This window comes from Roseobacter sp. EG26 (assembly GCF_049830555.1).
Classification (GTDB): Bacteria; Pseudomonadota; Alphaproteobacteria; order Rhodobacterales; family Rhodobacteraceae; genus Roseobacter.
The window spans coordinates 51,394-64,860 of the sequence record NZ_JBNBLH010000012.1 but is presented as its reverse complement, the minus strand read 5'-3'; the positions used below and the strand labels follow the sequence as shown (position 1 = coordinate 64,860).

Annotated in this window: 15 protein-coding genes; 7 read left to right on the top strand and 8 right to left on the bottom strand. The window is 58.8% G+C overall.

The window, feature by feature from the left end; genetic code table 11:
• Positions 1-22: 22 nt before the first annotated feature.
• The 6 genes from pufB to dxs all read left to right on the top strand — a co-directional run bounded on the left by pufB (position 23) and on the right by dxs (position 5,642).
• Positions 23-175: a light-harvesting antenna LH1, beta subunit gene (gene pufB / locus ACOTTU_RS20805; RefSeq protein WP_195822146.1), complete on the top strand. Its 153-nt coding sequence runs from the start codon at positions 23-25 to the stop codon at positions 173-175.
• A 12-nt stretch (positions 176-187) separates the two neighbouring features.
• Entirely contained in the window at positions 188-346 is a 159-nt protein-coding gene (gene pufA, locus ACOTTU_RS20800) for a light-harvesting antenna LH1, alpha subunit (protein ID WP_013984575.1), read from the top strand.
• Between the two features lie 159 nt (positions 347-505).
• On the top strand, positions 506-1,354 hold the full coding sequence (gene pufL, locus ACOTTU_RS20795; protein WP_425660789.1) for a photosynthetic reaction center subunit L: 849 nt from the start codon (positions 506-508) through the stop codon (positions 1,352-1,354).
• A gap of 2 nt (positions 1,355-1,356) precedes the next feature.
• A complete protein-coding gene (pufM, locus tag ACOTTU_RS20790; RefSeq protein WP_425660787.1) occupies positions 1,357-2,352 on the top strand; it encodes a photosynthetic reaction center subunit M in 996 nt (331 codons plus the stop codon).
• Positions 2,353-2,354: 2 nt separating this feature from the next.
• Complete coding sequence (gene pufC, locus ACOTTU_RS20785) at positions 2,355-3,470, top strand: photosynthetic reaction center cytochrome PufC (RefSeq protein ID WP_425660785.1); 1,116 nt, start codon at positions 2,355-2,357, stop codon at positions 3,468-3,470.
• Between the two features lie 225 nt (positions 3,471-3,695).
• Positions 3,696-5,642 carry a 1-deoxy-D-xylulose-5-phosphate synthase gene (dxs, locus tag ACOTTU_RS20780; protein WP_425660783.1) on the top strand — a complete coding sequence of 649 codons (1,947 nt, stop codon included), beginning with the start codon at positions 3,696-3,698 and terminating at the stop codon, positions 5,640-5,642.
• A gap of 2 nt (positions 5,643-5,644) precedes the next feature.
• Here dxs and ACOTTU_RS20775 read toward each other — a convergent pair whose 3' ends face one another.
• Genes ACOTTU_RS20775 through ACOTTU_RS20745 form a run of 7 tightly spaced genes read right to left on the bottom strand, consistent with a single transcriptional unit; the run spans position 5,645 to position 11,654 of the window.
• Positions 5,645-6,634 (bottom strand): P1 family peptidase, encoded by a 990-nt coding sequence (locus ACOTTU_RS20775; protein WP_425660862.1) that lies wholly within the window; start codon positions 6,632-6,634, stop codon positions 5,645-5,647.
• Positions 6,635-6,690: 56 nt separating this feature from the next.
• Positions 6,691-7,041: a cupin domain-containing protein gene (locus ACOTTU_RS20770; protein WP_425660781.1), complete on the bottom strand. Its 351-nt coding sequence runs from the start codon at positions 7,039-7,041 to the stop codon at positions 6,691-6,693.
• Positions 7,038-7,784: an SDR family oxidoreductase gene (locus tag ACOTTU_RS20765; protein WP_298921928.1), complete on the bottom strand. Its 747-nt coding sequence runs from the start codon at positions 7,782-7,784 to the stop codon at positions 7,038-7,040. The genes ACOTTU_RS20770 and ACOTTU_RS20765 overlap by 4 nt, the downstream gene beginning before the upstream one ends.
• Before the next feature lie 10 nt (positions 7,785-7,794).
• A complete protein-coding gene (locus tag ACOTTU_RS20760; RefSeq protein WP_425660779.1) occupies positions 7,795-8,292 on the bottom strand; it encodes a GNAT family N-acetyltransferase in 498 nt (165 codons plus the stop codon).
• Positions 8,285-9,898, bottom strand: coding sequence for an ABC transporter ATP-binding protein (locus ACOTTU_RS20755; RefSeq protein ID WP_425660777.1), 1,614 nt, complete (start codon positions 9,896-9,898; stop codon positions 8,285-8,287). The genes ACOTTU_RS20760 and ACOTTU_RS20755 overlap by 8 nt, the downstream gene beginning before the upstream one ends.
• Positions 9,895-10,710: an ABC transporter permease gene (locus tag ACOTTU_RS20750; protein ID WP_425660775.1), complete on the bottom strand. Its 816-nt coding sequence runs from the start codon at positions 10,708-10,710 to the stop codon at positions 9,895-9,897. Before ACOTTU_RS20750 ends, ACOTTU_RS20755 begins: the two co-directional genes overlap by 4 nt.
• Positions 10,707-11,654 (bottom strand): ABC transporter permease, encoded by a 948-nt coding sequence (locus ACOTTU_RS20745; protein ID WP_425660773.1) that lies wholly within the window; start codon positions 11,652-11,654, stop codon positions 10,707-10,709. Before ACOTTU_RS20745 ends, ACOTTU_RS20750 begins: the two co-directional genes overlap by 4 nt.
• A gap of 77 nt (positions 11,655-11,731) precedes the next feature.
• On the opposite strand from ACOTTU_RS20745, the gene ACOTTU_RS20740 reads away from it, so the two are divergent.
• On the top strand, positions 11,732-12,856 hold the full coding sequence (locus tag ACOTTU_RS20740; protein WP_425660771.1) for an acetoin utilization protein AcuC: 1,125 nt from the start codon (positions 11,732-11,734) through the stop codon (positions 12,854-12,856).
• Between the two features lie 148 nt (positions 12,857-13,004).
• Here ACOTTU_RS20740 and ACOTTU_RS20735 read toward each other — a convergent pair whose 3' ends face one another.
• Positions 13,005-13,214: a hypothetical protein gene (locus ACOTTU_RS20735; protein ID WP_298921934.1), complete on the bottom strand. Its 210-nt coding sequence runs from the start codon at positions 13,212-13,214 to the stop codon at positions 13,005-13,007.
• Positions 13,215-13,467: the final 253 nt, after the last annotated feature.

The following is a 13,467-nucleotide window of genomic DNA, read 5'->3' as shown; positions in this document are numbered from 1 at the left end:
ATAGCGTTCCGGAGGAATACTTATGGCTGATAATACCGACCTGTCCTTCACAGGTCTCACAGACGAACAGGCGCAGGAACTGCATTCCGTCTACATGAGTGGCCTCTGGCTATTCTCGGCGGTGGCTGTGGTCGCACATTTGGCGACCTACATCTGGCGTCCTTGGTTCGGTTAAGGAGAGATGGATATGGCAAAGTTCTACAAGATCTGGCTCATCTTCGACCCCCGTCGCGTTTTCGTGGCGCAGGGCGTGTTCCTCTTCCTTTTGGCTGCAATGATCCACCTTGTGGTGCTCAGCAGCGGCCTGAACTGGTTCGAGGCGGCAGCTGCCGCAGGTGGTCAGTAAATCCTGAGCGCTCGGCAAGGCGTGCTTTTGATCGACTGACAACAAAATACTGCTGCGGGCGGCCTGAGTGTGCGCCTCTGCCCGCAGCGAACAAGGGACATAATAATCTGACGGCCTCCGCCTTGATCTAGGCGTGCCGCACACACGCGGAGAGTGAAGATGGCGTTGCTCAGCTTCGAAAGAAAATATCGCGTCCGCGGAGGGACGCTGATTGGCGGCGATCTGTTCGACTTCTGGGTGGGTCCGTTTTACGTGGGCTTCTTCGGCGTTACGACGACCTTTTTCGCCCTGTTGGGGACAATCCTGATTTTCTGGGGCGCTAGCCAGCAAGGGACTTTCAATCCCTGGCTGATCAATATTGCGCCACCTGATCTGAGCTACGGGTTGGGGCTGGCACCATTGATGGAAGGCGGGCTCTGGCAGATCATCACGATTTGCGCCACCGGCGCTTTCATCTCCTGGGCGCTGCGCGAAGTTGAGATTTGCCGCAAGCTGGGCATGGGCTATCACGTGCCCGTCGGGTTCTCCTTCGCCATCCTCGCCTACATGACCCTGGTGATTTTCCGCCCGCTGCTGATGGGCGCGTGGGGGCATGGATTTCCCTATGGGATATTCAGCCATCTCGATTGGGTCAGCAACACCGGCTACGCCTATCTGCATTTCCATTACAACCCGGCGCATATGCTGGCGGTGACGCTCTTTTTCACCACCACACTGGCGCTGGCGCTGCATGGCGGTCTGATCCTCTCTGCAGCCAATCCGGAAAAGGGTGAAGAGGCCAAGACGCCCGATCACGAAGACACGTTCTTTCGTGACTTCATCGGCTATTCCATTGGCACGCTGGGCATCCATCGCCTCGGATACCTGCTGGCGATCAACGCTGTCTTCTTCTCCGCCGTCTGCATCATCATCTCCGGTCCGGTCTGGACGGCAGGCTGGCCGGAATGGTGGAACTGGTGGCTCGACCTGCCGATCTGGGGTGAACCCATCGCCGTGGGAGGGATGTGATCATGATGTATTCTGAGTATCAGAATATTTTCACACAGGTGCAGGTCCAGGGCACGCCCGAAATGGGCATGGATGACGCCGGCAACAACATGATGGAAGAGCGGGTCGGCAAACCGTTTTTCAACACGCTCGCGGGCCTTTTTGGCAACGGCCAGATCGGTCCCTACTACTGGGGCTGGACCAGCATGGTCGCCTTTGGCACGGGGCTTGCGTGGTTCTTTATCGTGGGCTTCAACATGCTGGCGCAGGTCGGCTGGTCAATCCCGCAGTTCATCCGGCAGCTTTTCTGGCTGGCGCTGGAACCACCCTCCCCGGAATACGGGCTGACGATGCCGCCGCTGAATGACGGCGGATGGTATATCATCGCCAGTTTCTTTTTGCTGATCTCGGTGATGACATGGCTCTTGCGGGCCTATCTGCTGGCCGAACAGCACAAGATGGGCAAGCATATCTTCTGGGGATTTGCTGCCGCCGTGTGGCTGTTCCTGGTGCTGGGTCTGTTCCGTCCGATCCTGATGGGGTCGTGGTCAGAGGCAGTGCCCTATGGCATTTTCCCACACCTTGACTGGACCACGGCGTTTTCGATCCGCTACGGCAACCTCTATTACAACCCGTTCCACTGTCTTTCGATCGTGTTCCTCTACGGTTCTGTGCTGCTCTTCTGCATGCACGGCGGGACTATTCTGGCGGTCACGCGGTATGGTGGCGACCGGGAGTTGGAGCAGATCTACGACCGGGGCACAGCCACGGAACGCGCGGCGCTCTTCTGGCGCTGGACCATGGGCTTCAACGCCACCATGGAAGGTATCCACCGCTGGGCGTGGTGGTTTGCCGTGCTGACCCCCATCACCGGCGGTATCGGCATCCTGCTGACCGGCACGGTGGTCGACAACTGGTTCATCTGGGCGCAGGAACACAACTTCGCACCGATCTATGACGGGTCCTACGGCTACGCGGATTACGGCTCCTATGAGGCCTTTATCGGGAAGGAGAACTGATCATGCTGCCCAAGTGGTTTGACAAATGGAACAAGGACAACCCGACAAATATCTTCGGACCCGCCATTCTGGTCGGCGTGGCAGGCGGAGCCATCTTCGCCGCGGCCATGGTTGTGGCCTGGGGTAACCCGGCGCAAACGGCTTCCTTGCAAACGGGGCCAAGGGGTACAGGCATGTCTGTGCCGGAGTTCAACGTGGTGCGCACCCTGCCTGACCCGACAATCGAGGATTACTACACCGAGGAACCCTATGTTCCGGAAGGCGGCGAAGAATTGGCGGGGGACATCTATGAGAATGTCCAGGTGTTGGGCGCATTGACGGATGACAATTTCAACCGTGTGATGGCGGCTATGACGCAATGGGTCTCGCCGGAAGAGGGCTGTGCCTACTGTCACGGAGATGGCGATCTGGAAACCTATGGTGAGGATACGCTCTACACCAAGGTCGTCGCCCGTCGCATGATCGAGATGACCCAGAACATCAATGAAAACTGGGACGGTCACGTGAACGCCGAAAAGCAGGTTGGCGTGAATTGCTACACCTGCCATCGCGGCGAGAACGTGCCATCGGAAATCTGGTTCAAGATTTCGCCGGTGAATGCTTCGGCGGAAGGCTGGACGGCCAATCAGAACCGGGCAACCTCGCTCAGTCAGTCAACCTCATTGCCCTCGGACGCATTGGAGAAATACCTGCTCGATGGTGAGACCATCGCCGTGCATTCGCTGGAAAGCCGCGAGGCTGGTGTGCCGGGTGGCGAGGATTATGCGTCCATTCAGGATGCTGAACGCACCTATTCGCTGATGAATTACTTCGCCAACAGCCTCGGGGTGAATTGTGTCTTCTGTCACAATTCCCGGGCGTTCAACGACGGCAGCCAGGTGACACCGCAGTGGAGCACGGCAAGCCTTGGCATTGTGATGGTGCAGGAACTGAACAACGACTATCTGGTTCCGCTGGCGGAAACCTACCCCGAAGAGCGCCTTGGCCCGATCTATGCGGATGCCCCGAAAGCGGCCTGCAAGACCTGCCACAAGGGCTACCAGCAACCCATGCAGGGGATGAACGTAATAGCAGACTGGCCTGAGCTCGCGACGACTGAGACCCCGGTCTACGAATGAGGTCAGGGGCGGTATTCAGATCGCCCCTGACCCAGCCGCGCACGGATCATCGGCTTCCTTGATCCGGGCTAAGGGGTCCTAGGCACCCCTGTTCCCTTCCTGTTGGCTACAGGAACCTGACGTCGCAACCGGGCTCACCCCCGGGATGCGACGTCAACTTTCCCGAGGGGCGGAAACCGGGCTTTGGCAAGAGCCCCGTGTCCCTCAAGACAGGAGATGTGCGCAATGACCAAGATAAACACACCAACCCTCGACCGCGTGGCAGGTCCGGCGGACCTGCGCCAGATGACGGATCGCGAATTGGCGGATGTCGCCACCGAGCTGCGCGCCGAAGTGATCGATGCAGTGAGCCACACCGGTGGGCATCTGGGATCTTCTCTGGGCGTTGTTGAATTATCCGTGGCCATTCACGCGGTGTTCGACACGCCACGTGACAAGCTGGTCTGGGATGTGGGGCATCAGTGCTACCCGCATAAAATCCTGACGGGCAGACGTGATCGCATGCCGACGCTGCGGCAGGGTGGGGGGCTTTCGGGCTTCACCAAACGGGTCGAATCCGAATACGACCCCTTTGGGGCAGCGCATTCCAGCACCTCCATTTCCGCGGCCCTCGGGTTCACCATCGGGCGCGATATGGGTCAGCCGACAGGTGACGCGGTGGCCGTGATCGGCGATGGCTCGATCAGTGCGGGTATGGCCTATGAGGCATTGAACAATGCAGGCTCTGAAGGGCGGCGCATGTTCGTGATCCTCAACGACAACGAGATGTCGATTGCCCCACCCGTTGGCGCGATGTCCTCCTACCTCTCTTCGCTCTCCGATCTGACACGCAAAGGCCCCTTTGGCGGCTTGGTCGCTGTGGCCGAAGGGATGGAGCAGCTGGCCCCGAAACCGGTCCGCGAAGGGGCGCGACGGGCGCGCGAAATGGTCACCGGGCTGGAAAGCCGTGGCACCTTTTTTGAAGAGCTTGGATTTGATTACATAGGCCCCATCGACGGGCATGACATGAACCAGTTACTGAGCGTGCTGCGCAGTGCCCGTGCGCGCGCAACCGGCCCGGTTCTGATCCACTGCTGTACCGTCAAAGGCAAAGGCTATGCGCCGGCTGAAGGATCCGCAGACAAATACCATGGTGTGTCGAAATTCGATGTGGATACCGGCGTGCAATCCAAGGCCAAGGCAAATGCGCCGTCCTACACCGGCGTATTCGGTGATGCACTGACAGAAGCCGCCGCGCGCGACCCCAGAATCGTCGCCGTGACGGCCGCCATGCCAAGCGGCACCGGTGTCGACCGTATGGCCAAGCGGTTCCCGGCACGGGTTTTTGACGTAGGCATTGCCGAACAGCACGGCGTGACCTTTGCCGCAGGCATGGCCGCGAGCGGGCTGAGGCCGTTTTGCGCGATCTATTCCACCTTCCTGCAACGCGGGTACGATCAGGTGGTGCATGACGTTGCGCTGCAAGGCCTGCCGGTCCGATTTGCCATCGACCGGGCGGGGCTCGTGGGTGCAGACGGCGCAACACATGCGGGCGCTTTTGACATCGGGTATCTTGGGGCGCTGCCGGGCATGGTCGTCATGGCCGCCGCCGATGAGGCCGAGCTTGTGCATATGGTCGAAACCGCTGCCGCGCATGACACCGGACCCATCGCCTTTCGCTATCCACGCGGCAATGGCACCGGTGTCGCACTGCCTGAAAAAGGCGAGGTGCTTGAAATCGGCAAAGGCCGTATGATCGAAGGAGGTCAGGGAGATGTGGCGCTCTTGTCGCTTGGCACGCATCTGGGCGAATGCGAAGCGGCCCGCACAATCCTTGAAGCAGAAGGCATCAGCGTTTCGATCGCTGATGCCCGCTTTGCCAAGCCGCTTGATATGGCGTTGATCACCACTCTGTCAAAGTCACATAGCGCGCTGATCACGGTTGAACAGGGGGCCAAAGGCGGTTTCGGTGCGATGGTTCTGCAGGAAATGGCGGCCCATGGCCTTCTGGACCACGGATGCCGCGTGCGTACGTTGTGTTTGCCGGACAGATTTATTGATCAGGCTGCACCGGCTGAAATGTACAGGGATGCCGGTGTCGACGCAGAAGGGATCGTGCAAACGGTGATGGATGCGCTTCAACATGATCGCAAGGTGATTGATCTGGGCCTCGCCCGGCACACCCGTGACTGACGTCAGGCATTCTGATCGCGCCAGCAGGGCAGCAAATCACCCGGCGCGGGCGTTGCATGAAAGACGGCACGGGCGATGGCGCGCGACAGGCACAGTGATGCCGCATGCCCGATCAGACCCGCATCGCCCGCCGGTTTCGCGCCTGTGGACAGGGCAAAGACCAGATCCCCATCCCCCGGAGTGTGCGCCGGAACAATTGCGCGGGCTATGCCGTCATGGGCGGCAACGGCCACGCGGTGGCATTGGGATTTGCTCAAATGCGCGTCGGTTGCAACTATGGCGATTGTCGTGTTGCCACCCTGAGAGACCAAATCGCGTTTGCGACTGGCCAGGTCACGACCCAGACCGGAACGGCTGTCTGACCCGAACCCCCCGAATTCGCCGCCAATTTCATAAGGTGCCGCATAGAAATGGCGATCCCCCGGTGTGGTTGCCGAGCCCAGCGGGTTGGCGGCGACCAAAGCGCCGACCATGCTGCCGTCGTCTAGCCGCAGAGAGGCTGAACCCAATCCACCTTTGAGCATTCCGGTCAGCGCACCGGTGCCTGCGCCAGCGGTGCCAAGGTCAAATTCAGCACGTGCTGCATCAAAGGCTGCGCGGCCCAAAGCTGCATATGGGTTCTGTGTCCAATCTTTCTGACCGCCATTCAGCAGATCAAAGAGAATGGCCCCGGGCACAATCGGAACTCTGACCGGACCCACCGGAAAACCGCGCCCGTTGGCCCTGAGCCCGTCAACCACGCCGGAACAGGCATCCAGCCCGAACGCGGACCCACCCGAGAGCACCAGCGCGTCTACTTCTGTCACGGTTTTGTCCGGTGCCAGCAAATCCGTTTCCCGCGTACCCGGTGCGCCGCCCATCACATGCACGGAGGCCACGAAAGGCGCGTCCGCCGTGACAACTGTGCAGCCCGATTTCAACGCGGGATCCTGCGCGTTTCCGACACGCAGGCCAGTAACATCGGTGATCAGATTACGGCGGCCCGGTTCCATCATCCGGCGTCTTCGCAGAAGGCTTCCCATGGCATGATGCGTATATCCCCCATCCGCTAGATCCGGGGCTTTGGGGCCGCTGTTTCGGGATCACCGGTGTTTGGCTCGCCCTTGGGCTCGATCAGAAGGACTTTGCACTCGGCTCGTGCGCGGGGGCGGTGGGTCACACCTTTCGGGACAATGAAAAGTTCCCCGGCTCTTACCGGATGCGAAGCGTCTTGCAGGTCCATGATCATCTCACCTTCGAGCACAAGGAAGAAATCATCCGTGTCCTCATGCAGATGATACGGGAACTCGCCCTGAAACCTCACCACCATGACTTCATTGTCATTGTAATCCGCCACCACATGCGGATCCCAGTGGCTGGTAAACTGCGCGAGTTTCTCAGCCAGATTTATCGGTTTCATATGCAGCGTCCTCCATCGACTTCCATCGCGATTCCGGTGATCATGGAAGCCTCCTCAGAACATAAAAAGCAAGCGGCATTGCCCATGTCCTGCGGTGTCGAAAACCGGCCCAGCGGAATGGTGGCCAGAAACTTGGCGCGCATTTCGGGCGTATCTTCGCCCATGAATGATTTGAGCAGGGGTGTCTCGCCCGCGACTGGATTGAGTGCATTGACCCGCACGCCATGGGGCGCCAGTTCAACCGCCATTGCCTTGGTCGCCGTGATCATCCAGCCCTTGGAAGCGTTGTACCAGTTCAGACGGGGGCGCGGCGAAACACCAGCTGTTGATGCGATGTTCAATATGGTGCCGGTTGCACGTTCTTTCATGTGCGGGACAATGGCGCGGGCGGTGAGATACACGGATTTCACGTTTACGGCCAGAACCTGGTCAAAATCCTCTTCGGTGACCTCTTCCATGGCGGCGGGCAGATGTGTGATGCCCGCATTGTTGATCAGAATATCAATGTGGCCCCATTCTTTCATCGCCTGTGCGACCATTGCGCCGACTGAATCACCATTTGCCACGTCAACATGGCAGGCAATGGCATGATCGCCCATTTGCTCAACGAGGCTTTGTGCGCCTTCTCTGTTAAGGTCCGCAATCATGACCCGGGCACCCTCGGAGGTAAACTTGCGAACGATGCCTGCGCCAAAACCTGAGGCACCGCCTGTCACAATCGCCGTTTTTCCCGTCAGTCGCATGTTAACCTCCCTAGATCTGGTGCTTCAGAACCCATCTGTTGTGCCCGTCGCTGTCTGGCGTTGCCGGGGCATATCGGTGGGGGACAAAGCCTTCGCGCGCCCAGAAATGCAACGCACGGGGGTTGGATTCCAACACGGCAAGTTTGAGCATGGTCATGCCCGCCTTGCGCGCCCTTGTCTTGATCAACTGTACCACATTGTGCCCGATGCCGCTGCCACGATATGCCGGGTCCAACAATAACAACCCTATCCACCAGTCTGTTGGCAATTCATAGCCTTTGGCAATGCAGACGATGCCGGTCATGGCCGTTTGCTGCATGACCCCGAAATTCATCAGGTCGGATTTGTTCAAATCGGGCGGGACGGCCTCGAAAAAATCATCAATGAAGGCGGCATTGGGGGCGTGGCCCACCTCAAGGATCACGTAATCCGCGGCCCGCTGAGCAAGGTCCAAAGCATCTTCGCTGTGATCTCGCTGGTTTATCGGCAACAGCTTGATGTCAGACATGGGTGGCTGTTTGCTCCTGCCTGTTGATCTGGGGAAGCTGTGGCACGGCTGCCAACAGTTTTTTCGTATACGCGTGTTGAGGATCGGTAAAGACCGCTTCTGTCTGGCCTTGCTCTACGATCTCTCCTGCTTTCATGACCATGACCCGGTCGGTGACCGAACGTACCACACTGAGGTCGTGAGATACAAAGAGATAGGTCAACCCGTAGGCCCGGCAGAGATCGGCCAGAAGGTCAAGTATCTGCGCCCTGACAGACACATCCAGTGCCGAGACCGCCTCGTCAAAGAGGATCAGGTCAGGTCGGATGATCAGCGCGCGGGCAATTGCGATCCGTTGTCTTTGCCCGCCGGAAAACTCATGGATATAGCGCCCTGCATCCTGAGGTTTCAGCCCGACATCAGTAAGGGCTGCGTCTATGGCTTTTTGCCTGTCAGCGCCAGTCGGCGGTTTTGTGAGCAAATGGAATGGTTCCGTGATCAGACGGGCGACGCGGTGCCTGGGATTGAAACTGCCGAAGGGGTCTTGAAACACCACTTGCATACGCCTGCGAACCTCGAAATCGGGCCGGCCGTCGGGGCTGATGGCGGCACCATCGAGCATTATCGTGCCTGATTGCGGGGTTTCCAGACCAAGGATCGCGCGTGTCAGCGTGGATTTGCCGCAGCCGCTTTCACCCACCAGCCCCAGCCTTTCGCCGCGCATCAGATCAAAGCTCACGTCCTTCACCGCGTCGAATGTTCCGGGTGGTTTCAACAGTGTGCGGCGGGGCAGGCGGTAACTGCAAGAAAGGTTTTTGACGCTCAATAAGGGGCGTGGTTCAGGCGGCGCGGGCAGATCGACCTTATGCGAAGACGCCTCAAAGAGCATGCGCGTATAGGGGTGGCGCATATCGCGCAATAGCTCTGCCGTCGGCGCGGTTTCAACGATTTCGCCGTGCCGCATGACGGCAATGCGGTCCGCCATATCGGCAACAACCGCAAGATCGTGGGTGATCATGATGAGCCCCATCTCGAAATCCACCACAAGCGATTTGAGCAGGTCGAGGATCTGCGCCTGTGTCGTCACGTCCAGGGCTGTTGTTGGTTCATCGGCGATCAGCAGTTTTGGCCGCAGGGCAATTGCGATGGCGATCACAACGCGCTGTCGTTGCCCGCCGGATAATTCATGCGGATACCGGCTGAGCGGGAAACGTTCCGGCGGCAGACCGACCCTTGTCAGGATGTCTTCGGCCTGTTTGCGGGCGTCCGCGGCGGAGAGGGCCGTGTGAGTGCGGATGGTTTCTGTCACCTGTCGGCCAATTGTGTGCACAGGGTTCAGGGCCGTCATCGGCTCCTGAAAGATCATGCCGATGTCATTTCCCCGCAAGTGGCACAGCTCACTTTCCGCAAGCGACATCAGATCCTTGCCATCCAATGCGATCTCGCCCATCGCTTTGGCACCGTTTGGCAGCAATTGCAGGGCGGCCAGCGCGGTCATGGATTTTCCGGAACCACTTTCCCCGGTGATGGCGACGATCTCTCCTTCTGCGACATCAAGGCTGACATCGCGCAGGATGGGCGTGTCTTGAATGCGCAGCGACAGGTTTTTGATCTGCAAAAGGCTCATGTACGCTGCCTTTGCAGCCGTGGATCAAGCGCATCGCGGAGACCGTCGCCTAGCAGGTTCAGGCCCAGTACAATGCCGATGATGGCGAGGCCGGGGAAGATCGCCAGATGCGGTGCAAAACCAACCATTGTCTGGGCATCCGCCAGCATCCGGCCCAGCGAGGGTGTCGGCGGTTGCACCCCAAGCCCGACAAAGGACAGGGCGGCCTCCACCTGAATGCCAAGGGCAAACTGAATGGTGCCCTGCACGATCAGCAGGTTCAGCACATTGGGCAGAATGTGTTCAACGGAGATATGGGCGCGGGATTTCCCGGCGACCTGGGCGGCCATGATAAATTCGCGTTCCCAAAGCGGCAGCGCCCCGCCCCGGGTGACACGGGCAAAGACGGGAATGTTGAAAATGCCAAACGCTACAATCGCATTGACGGCCGACGGGCCAAAAACGGCGGTGATCAGAATAGCCATGACCAGCAGCGGGAAGGCGAAGATGATGTCGTTTCCGCGCATGATGAATTCGTCCAGCCAACCTCCCTTGCGCATGGCGGCGATCAGCCCCAAAGGGACCCCAAAGCACAAGCCGATGGCGAGCGCCACGAGGGCCACGGCGATCGAGGTGCGCGCACCCACCATGATCATGCTGAGGATATCGCGGCCCAGATGATCTGTCCCCAGAATATGGGTGCCGCCGGGTGTTTGCAGTTTATCGGGGATGTTGAGGCTGGTGTGGTCAAAGGGCGTCCAGACCAGTGACAAAAGGGCCAGCAGGATAAAGAAGGCGGACAGGGCCGCTCCCAGAACAAGGGTCCGTCTCATGAGCGTGACCTCAAGCGCGGGTCAACGGCGGCATAGGCCAGATCCACCAGGAAATTGATCACAATGACACCGAAGACGACCAGCATGACCACGGATTCCACCACAATCAGGTCGCGGGCCGAGATGGATTGAAAAATCAGCCGTCCGAGACCGGGCAGGTAAAACACCTGTTCAATGATGATGGTCCCGGCGAAGAGAAAGGAAAATTGCAACCCGATGATCGTAAGCACGGGGATCAGTGCATTGCGCAGCCCGTGCCGCCAGAGCGTTTGGCGTTGAGACAGCCCCTTGGCGCGGGCGGTGCGCATGAAATCCTCGCCCAGCACATCCAGCAGGGCGGATCGCATCACCCGTGTCAGGATGGCGGCCTGCGGCAGAGCCAGGGCAATCGCCGGCAATGTGAGCGATTTCAGCGCGCCCCAAAACCCTTTGTCCCAGCCGGGAAAGCCGCCTGCGGAAAACCAGCGCAAATGGATTGCAAAGACCAGCACCAGCATCATGGCGAACCAGAAATTCGGTACGGCCACACCCAGTTGCGTGGCTCCGGTGACGCCAAGATCGCCCGCTTTGCCGCGCCGTGCGGCAGCGTAGAGCCCGGCGGGAAAGGCGATCACAATGGAGAGGATCAGCGCATAAAGCGCCAGCGGGATCGACACGCCGATGCGGTCGGCCACCATATCGGAGACCGGCGTACGGTAGGTGTAAGAGGTGCCGAAATCGCCCGTCAGCATGCCTCCGACCCAGTTCAGATAGCGCTGTGTCTTTGACACATCGAGGCCAAGTTCGTTGCGCAGGGCGTCGAGGGTTTCGGGCTGCGCGTTGATGCCCAGCATGAACGAGGCCGGATCGCCGGGGGCCACTTCTATCACGACAAAAATGATGCAGGATGCAACAGCGAGGCTGAGGACCAGCGAGATCAGTCGTTTGAGCACATAGCGCAGCATTGTGGAGACGTTAGGCGGTGGCTTGCCCTGGGTCCAGAGGGGTTGTTGATTGCGGCCAATGGTTTACGTCTGCTCTCATGGGTCAACCACGTTTCATCGGCGCTGAAATATTCCGTCATTCCAGCTATGGGCGCTGGCACCCGCTGCGCGTGCCGCGTGTCAGTACGGTGATGGATTTGTCCCGGGCATTGGGCTGGTTGTCGCCAGAGCAATTCATCACCGCCCCACGCGCGAAACCCAAAGCCCTGACCGCGTGGCACACACCGGACTACATTGATGCGTTGCAACGTGTCGAGGCCGATCAGTTCGCCACGGCCGAAGACACCGCGCGCCACGATCTGGGGTCCATCACCAACCCGGTTTTTCCGGAAATATATCGCCGTCCGGCCACTGCTGCCGGTGGTTCGCTATTGGCGGGCGAATTGCTGCGGGAGGGGGGTATCATCTATAACCCACCCGGCGGCACACATCACGGCATGCCTGACCGCGCCAACGGGTTTTGCTATCTGAACGATCCGGTGCTGGCCATGCTCAGCCTGCGCCGCAACGGTGTTCGGCGCATTGTCTATGTGGATATTGATGCGCATCACTGCGACGGGGTTGCTGTCGGGTTTGCGGGTGATCCCGATTGTCTGATGATTTCGGTACATGAAGAACGCCTTTGGCCCAAAACCGGCGTGCTTGAAGACACGGCAGATGGTTCAGCGCTGAATCTGCCGGTGCCGCGGGGTTTCAATGACAGTGAAATGGGGTTCATCAGGGACGCGTTGATTGTGCCGCAAACGACAGCCTTTCGACCCGATGCCATTGTCCTGCTCTGTGGTGCCGATGGCGTGGAGGAAGACCCGCTGGCGCATCTGAGCCTTTCCAACAATGCGCATTGGGCCGTTGTCCGGGCCTTGATAGGTGTCGCCCCGCGATTGCTGGTTCTGGGGGGTGGTGGATATAATCCGTGGTCTGTTGGGCGGCTCTGGACGGGGGTTTGGGCCACCCTGAACGATTTTGAGATTCCTGATCGCCTTCCGGTGGTGGCAGAAGACGTCCTGCGCGGTCTGAAGTTTGAAGGAAATCGCCTTGGTAAGAACCCGCCTGAGCATTGGTTCACGACGCTGCGCGATGTGCCGCGTGACGGCCCTGTGCGGGATACGATCAAGGACCGCGTGCGGGTTCTGATACAACGATCAATGGGAAGAGAAGTGTAGTCCAAATAAAGTGAAGGGAAAACCGAGCACGGTGTGACGTGGGTACAACGTCGGTTCCGTTTCGGTTTTCCCTTCGGTGGGAGGCACATTTCCTGCTCGAAATGTCAGGTTTTTTTGGGCCTGTCCCGTACCGGCGCGTTCGGGGGAATTACACCGGCATATTGTCGAACATGTCTTCGATAACTTCTTCCTTCAGCACGTTATTCAGCCGAATGAGCCGCTGCGGGACAACTTCCCCGCGGGCGCTTAAAGTTGCGATGACACGATCAATTTGAGGTACGAGTTCCAGTCTTTCCTTTTGTGAAGCTTTTTCGATCTGTTGTTCCAGTAGAGAGGCGCGCTGTTCGAGAGGGGTCAATGCAGTCTCCTTTTTGAGCAGAAAATCGAGTGACAGTAGTGATTGCAGCTTTGCCTATTCCAAGGTTGGCACAAACAAGTATACACGCTTAAGTAGAAATTTTGCAAGTAACTGCTCAAGAATTAAGCAAGGAATTTCCGAAAAGATTGGCTTTGGACACTTTGCAGACAGCGCGTGTCTCATCACTGCCCCAGCCTACACAGGCAATTCTGCATTTGTATTGATCTGAATCCGGACAAGTTGCGTCAATTTG